This window comes from Microbacterium sp. Marseille-Q6965 (genome assembly GCF_946151065.1).
Classification (GTDB): domain Bacteria; phylum Actinomycetota; class Actinomycetes; order Actinomycetales; family Microbacteriaceae; genus Microbacterium.
Genome location: NZ_CAMGZA010000001.1, coordinates 1,159,635 through 1,182,086, shown reverse-complemented (window position 1 = coordinate 1,182,086; position 22,452 = coordinate 1,159,635). Strand labels below are relative to the sequence as shown.

Genomic DNA, 22,452 nt, shown 5'->3' with positions numbered 1-22,452 from the left:
GCGCCCCGCAGCGGAGCCATCGGTTCTTGCTGTCCGCGGGCAGCACCCGACCCGAACCCCGCGAAGCACGGCCCGTCGATCCAGGAGGATCCCATGACCCTGACCCCTCCCGCTCCTTCCTCGCCCGGGCCGGCAGGCCCGCCCGCCGCTGACCAAGCCCCCCGACCGAACGAGGTCGAGGGGCTTGTGACGCTGGTCGGGAAGGTGCGCTCGCTGTCAGCGACGCTCGGACGTTCCGACCTCGTGCAGAAACTCGAGGCGACGCGCGAGCGGCTGCTCGACCCGCACGTGCGCGTCATCGTGGTGGGCCAGTTCAAGCAGGGCAAGAGCAAGCTGGTCAACGCCCTCATCAACGCTCCCGCCTGCGCGGTCGACGACGACGTCGCCACGAGCGTGCCGACCGCCGTGGGGTACGGGACCACCCCTTCCGCCGCCGTGCTGGTGCGACGCGAGGACGGCCCCGACGAGGCCGTCGAACGCGTGCCGATCGAGCTCGACCGCCTCGCCGAGTACGTCTCGGAGCGCGGCGACGCCGACGTGCGGCAAGACATCGTGGGCGCCGAGGTCGTGCTGCCGCGCGAGATCCTCCGCGGTGGGCTGCGAATCGTCGACTCGCCCGGCGTCGGCGGCATCGAGAGCACGCGCTCGCTCGCGACGCTCTCGGCGCTGAGCACCGCACACGCGGTGCTGCTGGTCTCCGACGCCTCCCAGGAGTACACCGAACCCGAGATCCAGTTCCTCAAGCACGCCCTTCGCGTCTCGCCGAACGTCGCCGCGGTGCTGTCGAAGACCGACCTCTACCCGGAGTGGCGGCAGATCGAGCAGACCGACCGATCGCACCTGGGCGAGATCGGCGAGGTGCCGATGTTCGCCGTCTCGAGTGATTTGCGGATGCTGGCAGCCGACCTGCAGGACCGGGAACTCAACGACGAGTCCGGCTTTCCCGCCCTCGTGTCGCACCTGCGCCGCGACGTGCTCGGCCGTGCCGAGGCCCTGCACCAGCGTGCGGCCGCCCACGATCTCGTTTCGGTGATCGACCAGCTCTCGATGGCGGCCCGCTCCGAGCTGAGCGCCCTGCAGCATCCCGAAGACACGCCGCGGATGATCGCTCAGCTCGAAGAGGCGAAGAGCCGCGCCGACGAGTTCCGCAGCCGCTCGTCGCGCTGGCAGGTCACGCTCGCCGACGGCATCGCCGACCTCATCGCCGACACCGAGCACGACCTGCGCGATCGACTTCGCAAGGTGCAGCGCGAGGGCGAGGCGGCGATCGACGAGGGCGACCCGGGGCCCATCTGGGACCAGATCGCCGAGTGGCTCGATCGGCGGGTGAACGCGGCGGTGTCGGAGACGTTCGTCTGGATGAACGACCGTTCGCGGTGGCTGTCGGAGCAGGTCGCCGAGAACTTCGTCGCGGGCGAGCAGGAGATCCCGCTCATCGACGTGGGTGATGTCGACGGCGTGCTCGATCCGGTCGAAGCGCTTCAGGAGCTCGACGAGGGCCGTCTGAGCGCCACGGAGAAGATCTACATCGGGGTGCGCGGCTCGTATGGCGGCGTGCTGATGGTCGGTCTGGCCACCAGCCTCGTCGGGCTCGCGCTCATCAACCCCATCTCTCTGCTCGCCGGCGTGCTCGTCGGGCGCCGCGCCTACCGCGAAGACATGTCGTCCCGCCTGTCGCGACGACAGATGGAGGCCAAGAATCTCCTCCGCCGCCACGTCGAAGACGTCGTGTTCCAGGTCGGCAAGCAGCTGAAAGACCGCCTGCGCGTGGTGCAGCGCGTGGCCCGCGATCACTTCGGGTCGATCGCCGACGAGCTGCACCGCTCGCTCGCCGACTCGGTGCTCGCGGCCAAGCAGGCGGCAGCGACCTATTCCGCAGACAGGGATGGCCGCATCAAGCAGCTGCAGGCGCAGCTGCAACGCATCGAGCAGCTGCGCGCCGAGATTCCGGCACTGGAGGCCGCCAAGCAGCCTGGGCGTCGGGCATGAGCGGCGACCTGCGCGATGTGGGCGAGGTCATCGAGCTCGCCGGGGCGCTCTATGAAGACGATGAGGATGCTGTCGCCGTGCTCGACGGGTATCGGGCACGGCTGCGCGAACCGCTTCGCCTCGCCGTGGCGGGCATCGTGAAGGCGGGCAAGTCGACACTGCTCAATGCTCTGATCGGGGAGCGGATCGCCCCGACCGACGCGGGGGAGTGCACGCGGGTCGTGACGTGGTACCGCCACGCGCCGCGTGCGAGCGTGACCTTCCACCTGCACGGCGGTGAGCAGGTCGACCAACCCGTGCGGCGCGAGTCGGGCCGCCTCGTGCTCGACATGGGCGGCTATCGCGCCGAAGATGTCGCGCGCATCGAGGTGACGTGGCCCTCCGAAAGCCTTCGTTCCACCGTGCTCATCGACACCCCCGGCATCGCCTCGCTCACCGAGGCGAACTCCGCCCGCTCCACCGACTTCCTGCTGCCGGAACGCACGCCGTCCGCGGCCGACGCGATCATCTACCTGCTGCGCCACGTCCACGCCGAGGACGTGCGATTCCTCGAGGCTTTCCGCGACACCGCCGCGGGAGCCTCGGAGACCGTCAACGCCGTCGCCGTGCTGTCACGCGCGGATGAGATCGGGTCGGGCCGCATCGACTCCCTGCTGTCAGCGGCGAAGATCGCCGAGCGCTACAAGCGCGACGGAGAGCTGCGGGCGCTCGCTCTCGACGTCATCCCTCTCGCCGGCCTGCTCGCCGAGGCCGGACGCACCTTGCGCGAGAGCGAGTTCATCGCCCTGCGCGAGCTCGCGGGGCTCGAGCGTCGAGCGCGCGACAGGCTGCTCGTATCGGCCGACCGCTTCACCCGAGCCACGAACGACACGAGCCTCAGCGTCTCGGTGCGCCGCGCCCTGCTGGCGCGCTTCGGTCTCTTCGGGCTCCGCCTGGGCGCCGCTCTCATCCGTGGCGGTGCCCGCACCTCATCAGAGCTCGCCCAGCGCATGGTCGAGCAGAGCGGTCTCGTGCCGCTGCAGCGGTTCGTCGCCGAACAGTTCCGCGCTCGAGCGGTCGCATTGAAGGCGCGCGCGGTGCTGCAGGGTGTGCAGGCGCTGCTCGACGACATCCCGCGCGCCGGCACCGACGACGTGCGAGGCGCGATCGAGCGGCTCACCTCGCGCAGCCACGACCTGCGGGAGCTGTCGCTGTTGGCCGAGCTGCGCACCCGCCCGCCGCGGGTCAGCGCCGATGACCTCGCTCTCGCCGAACGGCTGATCGGTGGCGCCGGCACCGCCCTGCCGGTGCGCCTCGGCCTGCACCCCGCCGCGGGTCGTGACGAGCAGCGTGCGGTGATCGCCGCCATGCTGACGCACTGGCGGGCGCTCGCCGAGTCGCCGCTGAGCGACCGCCAGACGGTGGGGCTGTGCCGACTGGTGGTGCGCAGCGTCGAGGGAATGGCGTCAGAAGTCGGATCCGCTTCCGTCGACGGCGCCGCGGGGGCGGACGTCGTGCTGACGAGCGGTCCAGCGCAGGGCGCCCGGTAGGAGCGAGAACAGCAGTCCCAGCGCGGCGAGACCGAGCTGGATCAGCAGGATGTTCTCCAGCGGCAGCGCGCTGTCGCCCCGCACCACGAACTCGCGGGCGAGCAGGAAGAGGATCGCCTGGAACAGCAGCGTGCCGAACAGCCCCCACCGCGCCTTCAGGCGCCGATTGGCGAACGACACCAGCAGAGTCACCTGCACCAGGAGCACGGCGACCAGGGCGCCGAACACCGACCAATAGAGGATGTCGGCGACCGAGGTGTAGGTCTCCTCCGCGCGCGAGTCGTCCACGGTCTTCGCCATCTCGATGATCGACGGCTGCACGTCCTGCCGGATGATGAAGAGGTACACCACCGCGACGGCGCCGAGAACGAGCGACAGGATCCACGCCGTCTCCGACAGCCGCACGGAGATCGGCGGCGGCAGATTCACGAGGACGGGTGCCGAGCTCTTGCCGGAGAGGGGCGGACGCGCAGGGGCCGCGCGTCCGTCCCGGTCTCTTCCCGGCACCGAACCCCGACCGTCGCGTCGGGGTTCGGGCTCAGGAGGGCGACCCTCCACCTCAGATGTCGTCATCCGCGGCGGTGGCGTCGGCGAGCGGTTCTTCAGTGGTCTCGAACGTCGCGCTGGAGTCGACGTCGGTCTCGGTGTACTCGACGGTGGAGTCGTTGTAGGAGTCCTCGGCGGTCTCGGTCGTCGAACTGTCGTTCGCCGAGTCGTCGACGACCACGTCGGTGGAGTTGTCGGTCTCGGTCGACGTGTCGGTGTCTTCGTTGTACGAGTCGTCGACCGCGACCACCTCGGTGTCGTTGCCCACGTTCACGTCGCCTCCGGCGTCGATGTTCGTGGACTGATCCACCGTGTTGTCGACCGTGGCATCGTCGCCGGCAGCCATCGACTCGTCGCCCGAGGCGACCACGGCCTCCTGATCGAACACCTGGGTGACGTCGCCGTCGGCCCAGATGTTCTGGTTCACCGACTGATCGACCACGGTGTCGCGGTCGTCGACCCAGGAGAAGTTCTGCATGATGTTCTTCACCTCGCGCACGACCGGGTCGGGGTCGGGCTCGGGTGCCGGCTTGGGCGCGGGCTTCGGCGCCACGCCGTGGTCGTGGTCGTGGTGCACCGCGACGACGGCGGGGCGCTCGGCGATGACCGGCGCGACCGCGCACACATCGGCGGGGCTTGCGTTGTTCAGCCCGCGCGCGGCGAGCGTGCCCTGCGGGTCTTCCTCGAACTCGGCGGCGGCGGTCGGGTCCCGCAGCAGACTCAGAATGAATTCGATCAGCGCGTCAGCCATCGTGGCCAGCGTTACGCTCATGGTCGGCTCCTCACGGTCGATGTCTTACGGTAGGGCTCGGCGGTGCCCGCCCGCGTCGGGGGGGAGCCCCACATCAGGGGAGAGGCAATAGGGGGTGCCCCCACACCGGTAGACGCGGCTGTTCACGCCGACTCCAGGCGGTTCTGCGGACCCTGATCGTGCGCATCGGAGCCGTCCAGCGCGAGCCGCAGCTTCGCGATCAGATCGGAGCGCGAGGTGGCCCCCAGGCGCCGTCGAATGCGGGCGATGTGGTGCTCTGCGGTGCGGGGCGAAATGAAGATCGACGCCCCGATCTCGGCGTAGGTCTTGCCCTCGAGCACGAGGCGCGCGACCTCGCGTTCCCGGATACTGAGCACTCCCTCGTCGCGCGGCTGCTCGTTCGTCGGGGCGTCGGGCTCCGTGCTCCCGGCGGGCTTGCTCCTTGGGTGCAGCTGCCGGGCGCACGCGAGCAGTCGTGCGCTGACGCGCCGGTCGTCGGTGCGGTTGGCGGCGTATCCTGCGAGGCGCGCCCCGTCCCAGGCGAGGCCGACGCCGGCCAGCTCGGTGGCCGCGCGCTCGATCGCGTCGGCGTCGAGGCTGCCGGTGAGCACCGCGGTCCACACCCGGCCGGCATGCGCCATCACCTCGGCGAGGGGGGACACATGCGCGGCGGTCAGGAGCGCGCGCGCGTGCGGGGCGAGGTGATCGGGGCGGTTGGCCAGGATGTTGGCGTGTACACCGGCCCAGTGCAGCGTCGGGGCCCAGACCGCGGGGTCCCCCAGACGGTGCACGAGGGCGAGGGCGTCATCGAGGTGGGGGGCGACCTCCTCGAACTCTCCGAGTCGTGCCGCGGTGACGGCGAACTCCCCCAGGGGGATGAACGAGAACAGATCGAACTGCGCCCGCACGATCCCCTCCCGGGCACGCCGCCACGCGACCGTGAGCGCTGCAGAGTCGGCGTACCGGCGAGCAAGAGCGACGCGGACGGCATCCGCCATCAGGGCATCGCGCGGACACAGCGGGTGACCGGACGCCGCCAACCGGGTGAGCGCAGCCTCGGCCTCGTCCGGGTGCTCGCGCTGCACGGCGATCCAAGCGCGCCACAGCAGCAGATGGTTGCGCGCCCACCGACCGCCGTGCCCGTCCCGGATGGCGGCGTCGAGCAGAGACTGCGCGATGCGGAGTTCGCCGAGATTGACGGCGGCGAGGGCGGCGATGACCGCAGGCACCTCGGGCAGTTCGGTGGTGGCGCGCGAGGCGGTGTACATCTCGGTCGCCCGCACGAGATCGCCGAGGCAGGCGCGGCCGCGATCGGTGAGGGAGGTGCGCAGCCCCCGCACCAGGTGCTCCAGCGATACGACCAGCGCCGTCGGTATCGTCGCGACGGTCGACGACGGGGTCAGCTCATCGAGCGCGGCCGCGTCGCCGGCGGCCACCGCGGCGATCGTCGCCCGCGCGAGGGCTTCGGGACTGCGCGGCGCGTCGGCTCGTAGCGTCGCTGCGCTCATGCGCATGTCGCCGCGCGCGGCCCACACCGCTCCCGCCACCCCGAGGGCTTCCTCGCTGAGGGGGCCACCCGGCTCGATGCCGAGGCCGTCGATGTGAGCTCCGGCGGCGTCGATCTGACCGAGCGCCCACGCCGCGTGCGCGCGTTTGAGCGCGACCAGGCGGGCATCGGCGCCGGCCTCACCCGCGCCGCGGTACAGCTCGTCGGCACGCGCCGGATCGCGGGGGAGGGTGCGGTCGCCGTCCATGAGTAAGGCGGTGGCGACGCGGCTGTCGCGGATCAGTCCGATGAGCTCGCCGACTCGCCCGTCGCCGTCGCTGCCGGCCTCGGTGTACAGCCGCGCGAGTCGCTCGATGGGCACCGTCGCACGCACGGTGTCGCGCAGCAGGGGAGCGGGGCGGCCGCCGCGCAGCAGCAGACCGCGCGCGTACCCCGCGAGCGCCTTCTCGGCGTCGGCGTCGCTCGGGTTGCCGAGGCAGACGGCCTCGACCGCGGCACGCAGCTCGGGGTCGATCGAATCGAGCCGATGCGCGATCAGCTCGCGGAGGGCCTCGGCGATCTCATCGTGCCGTCCGTCGCCCGGGCAGTGCTCGTCGTCGTGCGCCGCCAGCGCCTGAGACACCAGCCACGTCAGGTGACCGGTGGCCTCGAGGATGCTGTCGAGGCACCGCTGGGGGATGGACCGTCCCGCAGCGGCCAAGTGAGCGGTGACGTCGGCGAGCGAGAGGTTTCCGAGCACGACCGCGGGACGCGCCCTTTCCAGCTCGGCGGTGACGCGTTGCAGGACCGGATGCCGCGGCCACGGCCGCATCGAGACCACCAGTTCGGCGCGCGGGTCGTCGAGGCGCTTCGCGGCGGCCGCCAGCGTGTCGGCGCCGGTCAGGTGGGCGTCGTCGAGGAGCAGCACGGTGTCGGCGGGCGCGCCGGCGATCTCGTCGGCGTCGGTGACCGTCGCGACGGCCCGCCCGCGGGCTGTCAGCTGCGAGCTGAGGCGCCGCAGCAGCTTGGTCTTGCCCGACCCGGCGGTGCCCACGACGACGAGCCGAACGGGGGCGTCGTCGGAGTCGAGGTTCTCGATCTGCGCCCGCGCGATGCGCGTGAGGATCATCGAGGTGTCAGCTGAGCTCGAGGTGATCACGGTTTCGGCATGGATAGCCATCGTCCGACCTCAGGCGACGTCGGCGGGTGCGGTCTCGACGGGTGCCGGGGGATCAGCCGGCGGATCGGCCGGTGGTGGAGTCTCCACCGGGGCCGACGGCTCGGGCTCCGCCGGCGGCGGGGCGCTCGGGGGAGGCCGGTGGGCGCCGGCTCGGCCGGCGGGTCGGAGGGAGGCGGGTCGCTCGGCGCCGGGTCGCTGGGCGCCGGCTCGACCGGACTCGGTGCGGGCTGCGCGGGAGGATTCGTCGGTCCGGCGGGCTGCGTCGGCTCGGGACCGGACCGCGACGGAGCCGGCGTCGGAGTGGCCTTCGGCGGCGTCGACGGCTGCGGCTTCTGCCCGTCGTCCTGCAGCGAGGACGACCCGCGGGAGGGCGCGTTCGAGCCGGCCGGGGCCGAACGGCGGGAGTCCGGCCGATCCTGGCGGAGAGCGCGCGGTGAGGCGGCTCGACGCGGCTCTGCGGCCTCCGACGCGCGGTCCGGGGAGCGCGCTGGGGGCGCGTCGGCGACGGGAGCGGTCTCGGCCGCGGCGTCATCGGCCGGCCTCGGAGCGAGCAGCCCCGCGAGTGGGGGAACGGCGTCCACCGCGATCGACGAGCGCGCCGCATCCTGGCCACGGAACCCCAGTGCCGAGGCGTTCACGACGGCCAGACCGCCGCCGGCGATGAGGGCGCAGGCGCCGAGAGCGGCGATCGTCGGGGTGCGGCGGAACCAGGCTCGTCTTCTGGGCCGGTTCTCGTCGCGCGCGGTCGGTGCGTCGTCGTCGGATGCTGGCGCCTCGTCCGCTTCGAGCACGGCACCGAGGCCGGCGGCTCGTGCGAGGTCGGTGCTCGGGGATCCGACCTGGGCGCGCTGGGCGATCGCCCGCGCAGCGCCCAGCGCGATGATGGCCTTGGGGTCGGCGTCGACGGCGATCGGACGGCCGAAGCGCTCGGACAGCACCTGCGCGATGCGCGGGATGCGCGAGGAGCCGCCGGTCAGCAGGATCGCGTCGAGCTCGCTCGCCTCGACCCCGGCAGAGCTCAGCGCCTCGTCGAACGCCGCGACGGTCTGCTCGATGCGGTCGTCGATCATGTCCTCGAACTCGGCCCGGGTGAGGCGCACCGTGGCGAGGTTGCCGTCGGTGAGCACCGGGATGACCGTCTCGCCGTCGAACGACAGCGACTCCTTCGCCTCGACGCACTCGCGTCGCAGCGACGCGAGCGTGACCCGGCCGCGGTCGCCCGCGACCGCCCACGCTTCGGCTTCGATGCCGGCGGTGCGGAGGGCATGACGCAGCACGAGGTCGTCGAAGTCGCTGCCGCCCAGCTCGGCGATGCCCACGGGGCGACCGACGATGCGCACGCGGTCGTCGTCGTCCTTGCGCAGCACCACGGCGTCGAACGTTCCGCCGCCCAGGTCGTACACCCCCAGGGCGCGCCCCACGGCCAGCGGGCGGGTGGATTCGTAGTGTCGCGCTGCCGCCTCGGGCTCGGTGATCAGCTCCACATCGCTCCAGCCGCGCCGGGCGATCGCCGCCGACACGAGCTCGGTCCGGTGCGGACCCCACGTCGCCGGAACCGTGATCGCGACGCCGGAGGGGTGGCTCCCCTCGCGCTCGCTGACCGTCCGGATCACCTCGTCGACCGCGTGCGCGTACAGCTCTTCGGGCCACAGATGCCGGTCGCCGGCCACGACCGGCACATCGTCGCCGATCCGTCTCTTGAACTCCCGGATCAGCCGGCCGGGCTCCGCCGCCCCCCGCCGCTCAGCGGGCTCACCGAACAGCAGCTCTGCGTCGCCGACATAGACGGCCGTCGGGGTGCTGTCGGTGTTGCGACCGAGGCAGAACGCGTCGGTGAACAGGCTGCGATCCGGCGCGAGGCGTGCGGTCGCGGCCGCGGTTCTGCTGGTTCCGATATCGACGCCGATGAAGTACGGAGCGCGCATGTTCTCTTCTCCCTGGCGGGGAAGACGCCGCAGCGCCGCACCCCGCCGCGTGCGCGGCTGGGCGGCCGGCACGATCGATGTACCGATCGGTTCGCGCCCCTTACGAACCATCCTGATGGCGGGCAGTCTACGCGCAGATGACCGGGAGCTGTACAGCCGTTTTGCGACGTCGGAGCCGATGTGGTATGCGACGGGCGTCAGGGGTGATTGGCACTCGCGTTGCGAGAGTGCCAGTACGTCCCTACACTGGCGTTAGCACTCTCCGCGCGAGAGTGCGAACTCAAGTCTTCTGACAGCACAGGAAAGAAGAGGTACACCGTGTCGGTTTCCATCAAGCCGCTCGAGGACCGCATCGTCATCAAGCAGGTCGAGGCCGAGCAGACCACCGCCAGCGGTCTGGTCATCCCCGACACCGCCAAGGAGAAGCCCCAGGAGGGCGAGGTCGTGGCCGTGGGCCCCGGCCGCATCGACGACAACGGCAACCGCGTCCCGCTCGACGTCGCCGTCGGCGACCGCGTCCTGTACAGCAAGTACGGCGGCACCGAGGTGAAGTTCGGCGCCGACGAGTACCTCGTGCTCTCGGCACGCGACGTCCTCGCGGTCGTCGTTCGCTGACACGCGTTTCGCGAAGGCCCGGATCCCGACAGGGGCCGGGCCTTCGTCGTACCCGGATCGGCGGGATTCGCGCGTCATCTGGCTGGGCGGCTCGGGAGGCGCTCGCGACGGGGCGAGTAGCCTGAATCGGTGACCGTGCCCGTGCCCGTGCCTTCCTCCGTCCGCGCCGTCGACCCCGAGCGGGAGCGCGTGCTCGGCACCGGCTACGCCTTCGGCGCGTACCTGCTGTGGGGCTTCCTGCCGCTGTACTTCGTGGCGCTGGCGCCGACGGGCCCGTGGGAGGTCGTGGGGTGGCGGGTGCTGCTGTCGCTCGTCTTCTGCGCCGTCGTGCTCACCGTCGCGCGGGGCTGGTCGCGCATGATCGCGGTGCTGCGCAACCGGCGGCTCGCGCTGTGGACGGCCGTCGCCGGCGTGCTGATCTACGTGAACTGGCAGGCGTTCCTCATCGCGACCCAGTCGGGGCACGTCGTCGAGGCGAGCCTGGGCTACTTCATCAACCCGATCGCCACCGTCCTGCTGGCCGTGCTCGTGCTGCACGAGCGGCTGCGACCACTGCAGTGGGCGGCGATCGGCATCGCGGTCGTCGCCGTGCTCGTCATCGTGGTCGCGTACGGCTCGGTGCCATGGATCGCCCTCGCGCTGACCGCGAGCTTCGGCCTGTACGGCCTCGTGAAGAACCGGATCGGCGGAGCCGTCGACGCGGTCAGCGGACTGGCGCTGGAGACCTTCTGGCTCACGCCCATCGCGATCGTGCAGCTCGTGATCGTCGCGATGACGACGGGAATCACGTTCGGCACGGCGGGGCCGATGCACGCCGTGCTGCTGGCGCTCGCGGGCGTGGCCACGGCCGTGCCCCTTCTGATGTTCGCGTCGGGCGCGCGCCGCGTCACGCTCACCACGGTCGGTCTCCTGCAGTTCGTCGCGCCCATCCTGCAGTTCGTCACGGGCGCCTTCCTGCTCGGCGAGCCGATGCCGCCCGAGCGCTGGGCGGGCTTCGTCATCGTGTGGATCGCCTGCGCCCTGCTCATCGTCGACATGGTGCGCCAGGGGCGGCGCACGCGTCGCGCGCGCGCAAGATAACGATCCGGTGTCGCTGAGCAGTTTGCTCAGTCATTAAACGTCGCGAAAACATACCGGAAACAAACCCCGGGGTAACGTGCCTCCAACCGTGGGCGATGTGTTCAACCCGATCCCGCGGAACCCATTTCGAAAGGACACACCCGATGGTTCGATCCAGGAAGGCGCTGCTCGGCTTCGCCGCCCTCGCGGGCACGGCGTCGCTCGTGCTCGCGGGCTGCGCCGGCGGCACCGAAGCCGCCCCCGACGACACCGCCGAGCCGGTCACCCCCGGTGAGGAGCTCACGCTCACGATCGGCACGGCGCTGCCGCAGACCGGCTCGCTGGCGTTCCTCGGCCCGCCCGAGATCGCCGGCGTGGACTACGCCGAGTCGCTCATCAACGAGTACGCCGAGACCACGGGTCTCACGGTCGAGGTCGTGCACGGCGACTCCGGCGACCTCGACAACAAGGCGTACGAGGCGGAGATCCCGCGCCTGCTGAGCGAGGACCCGGCCGCCATCATCGGCGCCGCGTCGTCGGGCGTCTCGCTGCAGTTCATCGACCAGGTCACCGGCGCGGGTGTCATCCAGATCTCGCCGGCCAACACGTCCGACGCCTTCACGACGTACGACGACAACGGCCTGTACTTCCGCACCGCCCCGTCCGATGTGCTGCAGGGTGAGGTGCACGGCAACTTCGTCGCCGAGCTCGGCCACCAGACGCTGGGACTCATCGTGCTGAACGACTCGTACGGCACGGGCCTGGCGAACTACATCACCGAGTCGTTCGAGACGGCCGGCGGCGAGGTCGTCGCGGCGCCCACGTTCAACCCGGGCGACACGTCGTTCGATTCGCAGATCTCCGAGGTGCTGGCGGCCGACCCCGACGCCATCACGGTGATCTCGTTCGACGAGGCGAAGACGATCCTGCCGAGCCTCATCGAGCAGGGCTTCGACGCCGAGAACGTCTTCCTCGTGGACGGCAACATGGCCTCCTACGAGGCGGACTTCCCCGCCGGCCTGCTCGAGGGCGCCAAGGGCACCTACCCGGGCCCGACGCCGGACCAGGTGCAGGAGTTCATCGACGGGCTGGACGGCTTCGTGGAGGAGTCCGGCACCGAGGCGCTGACCGACTACACCTACGCCCCGGAGTCGTACGACGCCACGATCCTGCTGGCGCTCGCGTCGCTTGCGGCACAGTCGACCGACTCGGCCGCGATCGCCGAGAAGCTCATCGAGGTCTCGGGCGGATCCGGCGACGGCGAGAAGTGCGAGTCCTTCCAGGCCTGCGCCGACATCATCCTCGGCGGCGGCGTGGCGGACTACGACGGCCCGTCGAGCCCCATCACCTTCGACGAGGTCGGCGACCCCACCGAGGGCTTCATCAACATTTACGAGTACGGGCCGGACAACACGTACACCCCGTACGAGGGCTGATCAGCCCCTGACCGCCAGAGCCCCGCTCCTCCCTCCGGAGGGGCGGGGCTCTGGCGTGCGCGGCGGAGGCGCCGCCCCTGTGAATGTGTTGGTTTATGTGGGACTGTGTTGTATCGTCTTTGCATCCGAGGGAGGGTGATGTACGCGACGGAGCGCAGGGCACTGATCGAGCGAACGCTGCTCGACGAGGCACGGGTGTCGGTGGCGGATCTCGCCGATCGGCTCGGGGTCACGACCGAGACGGTGCGCAGGGATCTCGCGCTGCTCGAGCAGGCGGGCGCGCTGCGTCGCGTCCACGGCGGTGCGGTCGCGCCCGACCGGGGGAGCGCCACCGAGGCGGATCTGCGCGAGCGCCAGCGCCGGGGCGGCCCGGCCAAGGGGGCCATCGCGACGCGCGCGCTCGACGGCCTCGGGCGCGGCTTCACCGGCTCGGTCCTGCTCGACGCGGGCACGACGACCGGTGCCGTGGCCGAGCTGCTGCCCCGGTGGTTCGACGGCGGCGGCGTGCACGTGGTCACGCACTCCGTCGTGCTGGCCGCGGGCCTGACCTCGGCCGGGTTCGCGGAGCTGACCACGCTGGGCGGACGGGTGCGCGGCCTCACCGGAGCGGCCGTGGGGGCGGCCACCGTGGCGGCCATCGACGCGCTGCGGCCGGACGTCGCCCTGATCGGCGCGAACGGCGTGTCCGCCGGGTTCGGCGCGAGCACGCCCGACCCCGAGGAGGCGGAGGTGAAGCGGGCGATCATCCGCGCCGCCCGGCGCCGGATCCTGCTCGCCGACGCCTCGAAGTTCGAGGAGGAGTCGCTGCAGCAGTTCGCGCGGTTCGACGAGATCGACGTGCTCGTCACCGACCGGGCCCCCGGCGAGACGCTGGCGCGGGCCCTCGCCGAGGCGGACGTGGAGGTGTGGACGCCGTGATCGTCACGCTGACCATGAACCCGTCGCTCGACCGCACCGTGTCGTTGGGGGAGCCGTTGCGTCCGGGTGACGTGCAGCAGGCCGTCGCGGTGCGCGAGGACGGCGGCGGCAAGGGCATGAACGTCGCGCGCGTGGTCGCCGCCGCGGGCCGCGAGGCGACGGCGGTGCTGCCGTTGGCGGCGGACGACCCCTACCGTGCCCTCGCGGAGGGGGCGGCGCCGGCTGCCCTTCGCCTGCGCATCGTGCCGATCGATGCGCCCGTGCGAGCCAACCTCACGCTGACCGACCCCGCGGGCGAGACCACCAAGATCAACCTGCCCGGTCCGGTGCTCGACGACGCGCAGGCGCGGGCGTTGGTCGACGCCGTCGTGACCGCCGCCGACGGAGCCGACTGGCTGGCCCTGTGCGGATCCCTTCCGCGTGGCGTCGCACCGGACTTCTACGTCGACGTGGTCGACGCCGTGCGCGCCCGCGCGGCACGGCCCCCGCGCATCGCGGTCGACACGTCGGGTCCGGCGCTCGCGCACGTGGTCGCACGGTGCGGCGCGGACCTCATCAAGCCCAACGAGGACGAGCTGCTCGACCTCGTGCGGGCTCTGGGCCCCACCGCCGACGCGGGCGCACCGACCGCCGACGGCGACGACCGGCGGCTGCGCCAGCGCTTGGCGGCCGATCCGCCGGGTACCGCCGCGGCGCTCGCGCGGGCCCTCGTGCCCGAGCGGGTGCGGGCCGCGCTCATCACGCTGGGCGGCGACGGGGCGGTGCTCGTCGACGGCGAGGGCGCGAGCGCCGCCGCGCCCCCTCCCACCGCCGTGCGCAGCACGGTGGGCGCCGGCGACAGCGCACTCGCCGGTTACCTGCTCGCCGACCTGGCGGGAGAGGACGCCCCCGGGCGACTGCGCTCCGCGATCCGGCACGGCTCCGCCACCGCAGCGTTGCCCGGAACCCAGCTCGCCGGCCCCGCCGACCTTCCGCGGGGAGAGATCCCCGTGCGCCCGGTCGGTTGACCCGGCCCGGCCCGACATCACCCGCGCGGTTCCACCGCCGCACCGCATTCGAGGAGGAGATCGTGTCCACCATCACCCCGCAGCTCGTCAGTCTCGACGAGGACCTCGGGCCCGACAGTCGCAGCGTGCTGCGCGCACTGTCGGCCCGCTTCGTCGCGCAGGGCCGCGCGACCGACGCCGACGCCCTGTTCGCCGCCGCGTGGAAGCGGGAGGAGCAGGATGCGACGGGCCTTCCCGGCGGCATCGCCATCCCGCACGCCAAGAGCGCAGTCGTGAGCCAGGCGTCGCTGGCGTTCGCCCGCTTGAAGCCGGGCGTCGACTTCGGTGCCGAGGACGAGCCCAGCGACATCGTCTTCATGATCGCGGCTCCCGACACGGCCGCCGAGGAGCACCTCGCGGTGCTCTCGACGCTCGCCCGTAACCTGATGGACGAGGATTTCCTGGCAGCGCTGCGCGCCGCGGACGACGCGGACGAGGTGGTCGGGATCGTGCGCCGGGCGATCGGCGAGGAGACGCAGGGGGACGCGGTCGCCGCGCCGTCGACCGGGGCAGCTCCGGACGTCGCGGCGCCGGCAGCCGACGCGACGCCGGCCGCGGCCGCGCCGGCCGCCGACGCCGAGGGGCTTCGCGTCGGCGGGCGTCCGGCCCGGATCGTCGCGGTCACCGCCTGCGCCACGGGGATCGCGCACACCTACATGGCCGCCGACGCGCTGAGCGCCGCCGCGAAGAAGAGCGGCGTCGAGCTGCACGTCGAGCCCCAGGGATCCAGCGGCTACGCGGCCCTCGACCCGGCCGTGATCGCGGCCGCGGACGCCGTCGTGTTCGCGGTCGACGTCGACGTTCGCGAGCCGCAGCGGTTCGCGGGCAAGCCGGTCGTGCGCGGCCCGGTGAAGGCGGGCATCGAGCGCCCCGACGAGCTGCTCTCCCGCGCCGTGCGCGCCGTGGAGGACCCCGCGGCCGAGCGCGTGGCGGCCACGGGGGCCGAGGCCGAGGCCGGGGAGGGACAGGGCGCGGCGGAGTCGCTGGGCGCGCGCATCAAGCGCGTGCTGCTGACGGGCGTGTCGTACATGATCCCGTTCGTGGCGGGCGGCGGCCTGCTGATGGCGCTGGGCTTCCTGCTCGGCGGGTACCGCATCAGCGACGTCGCCAGCACGATCGCGGTCGAGAACGCGCTGTGGAACCTGCCCGAGGGCGGCCTGCTGCAGTACCTCGGCGCCGTCGCCTTCGCGATCGGCAACATCTCCATGAGCTTCCTCGTGCCCGCGCTCGCCGGGTACATCGCGTACGCGCTCGCCGATCGCCCGGGCATCGCTCCCGGCTTCGTCGCCGGCTCCGTGGCGGTGCTCACGAGCGCCGGCTTCATCGGCGGCATCGTGGGCGGCGTGCTGGCCGGCCTCGCGGCCCTGTGGCTGGGGTCGCTGTCGGTGCCGCGCTGGCTGCGCGGGCTCATGCCCGTCGTGATCATCCCGCTGCTGGGATCCATCTTCGCCAGCGGCCTGTTGATCCTGTTCCTCGCCGCGCCGATCGCGGCCCTCATGAACGCCCTCACCGACGGGCTCAACGGGCTGGCGGCTTCGGGTCTTCTGCCCCTCGTCGGCGTGATCCTCGGCCTCATGATGTGCTTCGACCTGGGCGGCCCGATCAACAAGGTGGCCTACGCGTTCGCGGTGGCGAGCCTCGGCGACGCCTCGGGCGCCAACCCCGTGCCGTACTACATCATGGCCGCGGTGATGGCGGCGGGAATGGTGCCGCCCCTCATGATGGCGTTCGCCTCGACGGTGCTCGACCGGTCCGCCTTCAGCGCCCCCGAGCGCGAGAACGGCAAGGCCGCGTGGCTGCTCGGGCTGTCGTTCATCTCCGAGGGCGCGATCCCCTTCGCCGCCGCCGACCCGCTGCGCGTGATCCCGGCCTCGATGCTCGGCGGCGCGGTCACCGGCTTCCTCAGCACCCTGCTGCTCGTGGGGTCGCGGGCCCCGCACGGGGGCGCCTTCGTCTTCTTCGCGATCGACCCGCTATGGGGGTTCGCGATCGCCCTGCTGGCGGGGGTGCTCGTCGGCGGCTTCGCGATCGTCGCCCTCAAGCGCTACGCGCGTCGGCGCCAGCCGGCGGCCGTCGCGAGCTGAGCCACGACGACGGAAGCGGCCCCTCCCTCATCGAGGGCGGGGCCGCTTCGTGTCGGCGCGTGGGATTCGGCGGCGGATCAGCGGCCGGACTTGTAGTTCGGCGCCTCCACGACGATCTGCACGTCGTGGGGGTGCGACTCCTTCAGGCCCGCGGACGTGATGCGCACGAACTTGCCGCGCGCCTTGAGCTCGTCGATCGTGCGGGCGCCGACGTAGAACATCGACTGCCGCAGGCCGCCCACGAGCTGGTAGGCCACGGCGGACACGGGGCCGCGGTAGGGCACCTGGCCCTCGATGCCCTCGGGGATGAGCTTGTCGTCGGTGGGCACGTCGGCCTGGAAGTAGCGGTCCTTCGAGTACGACGTCTTCTTGCCGCGCGTCTGCATCGCGCCCAGCGAGCCCATGCCGCGGTACTGCTTGAACTGCTTGCCGTTCTGGAAGACCAGCTCACCCGGCGACTCATCGGTACCCGCCAGCAGCGAGCCGAGCATCACGGTGTCGGCGCCCGCGACGAGCGCCTTCGCGATGTCGCCCGAGTACTGCAGGCCGCCGTCGGCGATGACCGGCACGCCGGCCGGGCGCGCGGCGAGCGAGGCCTCGTACACCGCGGTCACCTGCGGCACGCCCACCCCCGCGACCACGCGCGTGGTGCAGATCGAGCCGGGTCCCACGCCCACCTTGACGGCGTCCACGCCGGCGTCGACGAGAGCCTGTGCGCCCTCGCGGGTGGCGACGTTGCCGCCGATCACGTCGATGTGGGCGAACGACGGGTCGGCCTTGAGGCGCGTGACGATGTCGATGACGCCCTGCGACTGGCCGTTGGCCGTGTCGACGACGAGCACGTCCACGCCCGCGTCGCGCAGCGCCTCGGCGCGCTCCCACGCGTCGCCGAAGAAGCCGATGCCGGCGCCGACGCGCAGGCGGCCCTGCTCGTCCTTCGTCGCCAGCGGGTACTTCTCGCTCTTGTCGAAGTCCTTGATGGTGATGAGGCCCGCGAGCGTGCCGTCGTCGTTGAGGAGCGGCAGCTTCTCGACGCGGTGCTTGGCGAACAGCGCCACGACCTCCTCGGAGCTGATGCCGACGTGGCCGGTGACGAGGCCCTCGCTCGTCATCACGTCCTTCACGAGGGTGGTGGGGCGCTCGAAGTCGGAGACGAAGCGCATGTCGCGGTTGGTGACGATGCCGACGAGCTTGCCGCCCTCATCCACCACGGGGAGCCCCGAGACGCGGTACTTCGCGCACAGCGCGTTGACCTGCTCGATCGTCGCGTCGGGCGTCGTCGTGATCGGGTCGGTGATCATCCCCGACTCGCTGCGCTTGACGCGGTCGACGGCGGCGGCCTGCTCCTCGATCGACATGTTGCGGTGCAGGATGCCCATGCCGCCCTGGCGCGCCAGCGCGATCGCCATGCGCGACTCGGTGACCGTGTCCATCGCCGCCGACAGCAGCGGCACGTTCACCCGGATCCGCTTCGTGAGCTGGGACGAGGTGTCGGCCTCGCTCGGGATGACGTCGGTGTGCCCCGGCAGGAGCAGCACGTCGTCGTACGTCAGTCCGACGAAGCCGAAGGGGTCGTGGTCGGTCATGCGATGCCTCTCCTGCGCGAGTGCGGGATCGCGGCCATCCCGCTGTAGAGAGTCTAAGGCGCGCGACCCTGCGGATATTCCGTAACCGTTCGTCATCGTGCGCACGATGGAAACACCCGCGTCATATTAGGGTTCTACCGTCGGACATCGGCGTCCGGCGACAACCCGAGCGGGCGCTGGTGCCGGACCCGGAGGATCCATGATTTCCACGACCGTCCCCGCGCGGGGCAGGCGCACTGGTGCCCTCGTCGCGCTGGCCACGATGCTGGCCGCCTTCCTGGCGATGCTGCTGGCTCCCGAACCGGCCCACGCCGCCGAGGGCGACCCCTACTCCGTCAGCGGCAACGTGCAACTCGACGGCGAGCCGCTGGAGGGCGTCGCGCTGACGATCGACGGCCCCGGCGGCGAGCAGGAGGTCGAGACCGACGCCGACGGGCGCTGGTCGGTGCGCGTTCCCGAGCGCGGTGTCGAGTACACCGTGACCCTCGACGAGTCGACGCTGCCCGAGGGGATCGCGGTGCTCGAGGACGCCGACGGCGACGGCGAGAACAACGTCACGACCTCGGAGATGGGGCAGGGCGGACGCCTGACGGTGAACTTCTTCATCGGCGAGGGCGAGCGCAACACGACGAGCTTCGTCGACCAGCTCGTGCAGCGCCTCTTCATCGGCCTCAACTTCGGGCTCATGCTCGGGCTCGCCGCGGTCGGGCTCTCGCTCGTGTTCGGCACGACGGGGATCTCGAACTTCGCCCACGCCGAGATGGTCACATTCGGTGCGATCGCCGCGCTGGCGCTCGTCGGACCCGCCTCGCTCGCGCTGCCGATCTGGGTGGGCATCCCCGCCGCCATCGTGCTGAGCGCGCTGCTGGGGCTCGTGCTCGACGCGGCCATCTGGCGCCCGCTGCGCCGCCGCGGCACCGGGGTGGTCCAGCTCATGATCCTCTCGATCGGGCTCTCGCTGGCGCTGCGATACGTCTTCCAGTTCTTCATCGGCGGCGACACCCAGCAGCTGCCGCCGATGGTGCCGCCGGTGTCGATCCCGCTGTTCGGCGCGGTCACGACCACGCTGAACGACCTCGTCTCGATGGGCATCTCCATCGTCGTCATCGTCGCGTTCGCGCTGTGGCTGACGCGCAGCAGGCTCGGCAAGGCGACGCGGGCGATCAGCGACAACCCCTCGCTCGCGGCGGCCTCGGGCATCAACGTCGACCACGTGGTGCGCGTGGTCTGGATCATCTCGGGCGCGCTGGCGGGTCTCGCCGGCATCCTCTACGCCTACTACCGCCCCGGCATCCGCTGGGACATGGGCGCGCAGATCCTGCTGCTCGTGTTCGCCGCCGTCACGCTCGGCGGTCTCGGCACGGCGTTCGGCGCGCTCGTCGGCTCGCTCATCATCGGCGTGCTCGTCGAGATGTCGAGCCTGTTCATCCCGGCCGACCTGCGGTACGCGGGCGCCCTGGTGGTCCTCATCATCATCCTTCTGGTCCGGCCGCAGGGCATCCTCGGCCGCCGCGAGCGAATCGGATAGGCGCGGCTCATGAACTGGTTGCAGATCTTCGACAACACGCTGTCCTCGATCCTGAGCCCGGCGACGATGGGTTACGCCCTCGCCGCGCTCGGGCTGGCGATGCACTTCGGCTTCGGCGGGCTGCTGAACATGGGCGTCGCGGGCTTCATGGCGCTCGGCGCGTACGGCTACGCGATCTCGATCCTCACGTTCGGGTTCCCGTGGTGGCTGGCCGCGCTCGTGGGGCTCGCCGCGGCCGCGGTGTTCGCGCTCATCCTCGGCATCCCCACGCTGCGGCTGCGCGGCGACTACCTCGCGATCGCCACGATCGCCGCGGCCGAGGTGCTGCGCCTGCTGTTCCTCACCACGCAGTTCGAGGACGTCACGGGGTCGGCCGACGGACTGGCCGGCTATCACGGCAGCTTCCGCGAGGCGAACCCCATCCCGGAGGGCACCTACGGCTTCGGCCCGTGGACGTACAACGAGACGGGTTGGTGGGTGCGCATCATGGGCCTGCTCACGCTCGCGTTCGCCGTGCTCGTGGTGTGGATGCTCACCCGCAGCCCCTGGGGCCGCGTGATGAAGGGCATCCGCGAGGACGAGGACGCCATCCGCTCGCTCGGGAAGAACGTGTTCTCGTACAAGATGCAGTCGCTCGTGCTCGGCGGCGTCATCATGGCCGCGGGCGGCGTCGTCTACGCCCTGCCCGCCGCGGTGGCCCCCGGCGTGTATGTGACGTCGCTGACCTTCTTCGTCTGGACCGCGCTGCTGCTCGGAGGCGCAGCGACGGTGTTCGGGCCGGTGCTGGGCTCGCTGATCTTCTGGTTCATCCAGACGTTCCTGGCGAACGTGCTGCCCGCGCTGGTGGACGCCGGTGTGCTGCCGTTCATGTCGTCCACGCAGGCCGGCACGCTGCGCTTCATCCTGGTGGGCGTGGCGCTCATGCTGCTGGTGATCTTCATGCCGCAGGGCATCCTCGGCGACAAGAAGGAGCTGACCTTTGTCCGTTGACAGCACGTCCGGTGAGAACAGCGCGCAGGAGCCGCGGCCGGTGACGGCTCCCGTGCAGCGGCCGAAGACGACGAACCTGCACGTCGGCGACATCGCGCCGGGGGTGAAGAAGGTCGACCCGATCATCGTCGCCGACGGGGTCACTCGCACCTTCGGCGGCCTCACCGCCGTCGACGTGGAGCACCTCGAGATCCCGCGCGGCACGATCACGGCGCTGATCGGCCCCAACGGCGCCGGCAAGACGACGCTGTTCAACCTGCTGACCGGCTTCGACCGGCCCAACTCGGGGACGTGGTCGTTCGACGGCCGCAATCTGGCGCGCGTGCCCGCGCACAAGGTGGCGCGCATGGGCCTGGTGCGTACGTTCCAGCTCACCAAGGCCCTCGGCCGCCTCAGCGTGATGGACAACATGAAGCTGGGCGCCACGGGACAGGCGGGGGAGCGCTTCTGGCAGAGCCTCGTCCCCGCGCTGTGGCGCTCTCAGGACGAGGCGATCGAGCGCCGGGCGGAGGAGCTGCTCGTCAAGTTCAAGCTCGACGCGAAGAAGAACGACCTGGCCGCGGGCCTGTCCGGCGGGCAGAAGAAGCTGCTCGAGATGGCGCGCGCCCTCATGACCGATCCCACCCTCGTCATGCTCGATGAGCCGATGGCGGGCGTGAACCCGGCGCTCACGCAGTCGCTGCTCGACCACATCCTCGACCTGAAGGACGAGGGGATGACGGTGCTGTTCGTGGAGCACGACATGCACATGGTCCGGCACATCGCCGACTGGGTGATCGTGATGGCGGAGGGCAGGGTCGTGGCCGAGGGTGCCCCCGACGAGGTCATGAAGAACCCCGCGGTCGTCGACGCCTACCTGGGCGCGCACCAGGAGCTCGATCTGGGTGTCGTGACGGGACGCATTCCCGTCGTGCAGGCCGACCCCACCACCGACGCCGTGGCCTCCGCGCAGGCCACGGTCGAGCAGGTCGAGGCCGAGCTCGAGGCCGAGAAGGAGGACGAGAAGTGACCGCGGAGCAGACCCCCGTCGTGCTGGTCGACGACGTGCACGCGGGCTACCTGCCCGGCGTGAACATCCTCAACGGTGCGACGCTCACCGCCCATCAGGGTGAGCTGATCGGCATCATCGGACCCAACGGCGCCGGCAAGTCCACGCTGCTGAAGGCGATCTTCGGGCAGGTGAAGATCCGCGAGGGCAAGGTGTGGCTCGGGGGAGAGGACATCACGGGCCTCAAGGCCGACAAGCTCGTCGCCAAGGGCGTGGGCTTCATCCCGCAGACGAACAACGTCTTCCCGTCGCTCAGCATCGCCGAGAACCTGCAGATGGGCGCCTACCAGAAGCCGAAGATGTTCGAGGAGCGGGTCGACTTCGTCATGAGCATCTTCCCGGACCTCGCCAAGGGTGCCGGTCTGAAGAAGCGGGCGTCGGGACTGTCGGGCGGCGAACGGCAGATGGTCGCGATGGGCCGGGCCCTGATGATGGACCCGAAGGTGCTGCTGCTCGACGAGCCGTCGGCCGGACTCTCGCCCGTCCGACAGGACGAGGCGTTCCTGCGCGTCTCGGAGATCAACAAGGCCGGCGTGACGTGCATCATGGTGGAGCAGAACGCGCGCCGCTGCCTGCAGATCTGCGACCGCGGCTACGTGCTCGACCAGGGCCGCGACGCCTACACCGGCAGCGGGCGCGACCTGCTGAACGACCCGAAGGTCACCGAGCTCTACCTCGGCACGCTGGGGGCCTGAGCGACGCGGCGTCCGGGCGCGCGCGGAACGGCGACGGGTAG

Annotated in this window: 17 protein-coding genes; 12 read left to right on the top strand and 5 right to left on the bottom strand. The window is 71.4% G+C overall.

All coding sequences use genetic code 11. The annotated features are described in order from the left end of the window. Positions 1–93 precede the first annotated feature (93 nt). Together N8N77_RS05630 and N8N77_RS05625 are read left to right on the top strand one after the other, a co-directional pair. Entirely contained in the window at positions 94–1,989 is a 1,896-nt protein-coding gene (locus N8N77_RS05630) for a dynamin family protein (protein ID WP_261165288.1), read from the top strand. Continuing rightward, on the top strand, positions 1,986–3,518 hold the full coding sequence (locus N8N77_RS05625) for a dynamin family protein (protein ID WP_261165287.1): 1,533 nt from the start codon (positions 1,986–1,988) through the stop codon (positions 3,516–3,518). The genes N8N77_RS05630 and N8N77_RS05625 overlap by 4 nt, the downstream gene beginning before the upstream one ends. Here N8N77_RS05625 and N8N77_RS05620 read toward each other — a convergent pair. The 4 genes from N8N77_RS05620 to N8N77_RS05605 form a co-directional block, all read right to left on the bottom strand. Further along, complete coding sequence (locus N8N77_RS05620; protein ID WP_261165286.1) at positions 3,435–3,947, bottom strand: hypothetical protein; 513 nt, start codon at positions 3,945–3,947, stop codon at positions 3,435–3,437. The genes N8N77_RS05625 and N8N77_RS05620 overlap by 84 nt on opposite strands. Before the next feature lie 130 nt (positions 3,948–4,077). Continuing rightward, complete coding sequence (locus tag N8N77_RS05615) at positions 4,078–4,836, bottom strand: IniB N-terminal domain-containing protein (RefSeq protein ID WP_261165285.1); 759 nt, start codon at positions 4,834–4,836, stop codon at positions 4,078–4,080. 122 nt (positions 4,837–4,958) lie between these two features. Beyond that, positions 4,959–7,481 (bottom strand): LuxR C-terminal-related transcriptional regulator, encoded by a 2,523-nt coding sequence (locus N8N77_RS05610; RefSeq protein ID WP_261165284.1) that lies wholly within the window; start codon positions 7,479–7,481, stop codon positions 4,959–4,961. Continuing rightward, positions 7,457–9,406: an Hsp70 family protein gene (locus tag N8N77_RS05605; RefSeq protein ID WP_261165283.1), complete on the bottom strand. Its 1,950-nt coding sequence runs from the start codon at positions 9,404–9,406 to the stop codon at positions 7,457–7,459. The genes N8N77_RS05610 and N8N77_RS05605 overlap by 25 nt, the downstream gene beginning before the upstream one ends. 318 nt (positions 9,407–9,724) lie before the next feature. On the opposite strand from N8N77_RS05605, the gene groES reads away from it, so the two are divergent. The 6 genes from groES to N8N77_RS05575 all read left to right on the top strand — a co-directional run bounded on the left by groES (position 9,725) and on the right by N8N77_RS05575 (position 16,564). Then, a complete protein-coding gene (groES, locus tag N8N77_RS05600) occupies positions 9,725–10,021 on the top strand; it encodes a co-chaperone GroES (RefSeq protein ID WP_039394204.1) in 297 nt (98 codons plus the stop codon). 135 nt (positions 10,022–10,156) lie between these two features. Further along, positions 10,157–11,101 (top strand): EamA family transporter RarD, encoded by a 945-nt coding sequence (gene rarD / locus N8N77_RS05595; protein ID WP_396652802.1) that lies wholly within the window; start codon positions 10,157–10,159, stop codon positions 11,099–11,101. 143 nt (positions 11,102–11,244) lie between these two features. After that, a complete protein-coding gene (locus N8N77_RS05590) occupies positions 11,245–12,516 on the top strand; it encodes an ABC transporter substrate-binding protein (RefSeq protein WP_261165278.1) in 1,272 nt (423 codons plus the stop codon). Positions 12,517–12,654: 138 nt separating this feature from the next. Beyond that, the gene (locus tag N8N77_RS05585) at positions 12,655–13,434 is read left to right on the top strand and encodes a DeoR/GlpR family DNA-binding transcription regulator (protein ID WP_261165277.1); all 780 of its coding nucleotides are present in this window, start codon (positions 12,655–12,657) and stop codon (positions 13,432–13,434) included. Beyond that, positions 13,431–14,441 carry a 1-phosphofructokinase family hexose kinase gene (locus tag N8N77_RS05580; protein WP_261165629.1) on the top strand — a complete coding sequence of 337 codons (1,011 nt, stop codon included), beginning with the start codon at positions 13,431–13,433 and terminating at the stop codon, positions 14,439–14,441. The genes N8N77_RS05585 and N8N77_RS05580 overlap by 4 nt, the downstream gene beginning before the upstream one ends. A gap of 59 nt (positions 14,442–14,500) precedes the next feature. Then, complete coding sequence (locus tag N8N77_RS05575) at positions 14,501–16,564, top strand: fructose-specific PTS transporter subunit EIIC (protein WP_261165628.1); 2,064 nt, start codon at positions 14,501–14,503, stop codon at positions 16,562–16,564. A 77-nt stretch (positions 16,565–16,641) separates the two neighbouring features. Here N8N77_RS05575 and guaB read toward each other — a convergent pair whose 3' ends face one another. Next, positions 16,642–18,150 carry an IMP dehydrogenase gene (guaB, locus tag N8N77_RS05570; protein WP_261165275.1) on the bottom strand — a complete coding sequence of 503 codons (1,509 nt, stop codon included), beginning with the start codon at positions 18,148–18,150 and terminating at the stop codon, positions 16,642–16,644. 199 nt (positions 18,151–18,349) lie between these two features. Between guaB and N8N77_RS05565 the strand changes: the two genes are divergently transcribed. From N8N77_RS05565 to N8N77_RS05550, 4 genes are read left to right on the top strand one after another with little or no spacing between them, the layout of a single operon-like run. Beyond that, positions 18,350–19,678 carry a branched-chain amino acid ABC transporter permease gene (locus N8N77_RS05565; protein WP_261165273.1) on the top strand — a complete coding sequence of 443 codons (1,329 nt, stop codon included), beginning with the start codon at positions 18,350–18,352 and terminating at the stop codon, positions 19,676–19,678. Positions 19,679–19,687: 9 nt separating this feature from the next. Continuing rightward, positions 19,688–20,668 carry a branched-chain amino acid ABC transporter permease gene (locus tag N8N77_RS05560; RefSeq protein ID WP_261165272.1) on the top strand — a complete coding sequence of 327 codons (981 nt, stop codon included), beginning with the start codon at positions 19,688–19,690 and terminating at the stop codon, positions 20,666–20,668. 40 nt (positions 20,669–20,708) lie between these two features. Next, positions 20,709–21,677 carry an ABC transporter ATP-binding protein gene (locus N8N77_RS05555; protein WP_396652801.1) on the top strand — a complete coding sequence of 323 codons (969 nt, stop codon included), beginning with the start codon at positions 20,709–20,711 and terminating at the stop codon, positions 21,675–21,677. Then, positions 21,674–22,411 (top strand): ABC transporter ATP-binding protein, encoded by a 738-nt coding sequence (locus N8N77_RS05550; protein ID WP_261165271.1) that lies wholly within the window; start codon positions 21,674–21,676, stop codon positions 22,409–22,411. Before N8N77_RS05555 ends, N8N77_RS05550 begins: the two co-directional genes overlap by 4 nt. The last annotated feature ends 41 nt before the right edge of the window (positions 22,412–22,452 follow it).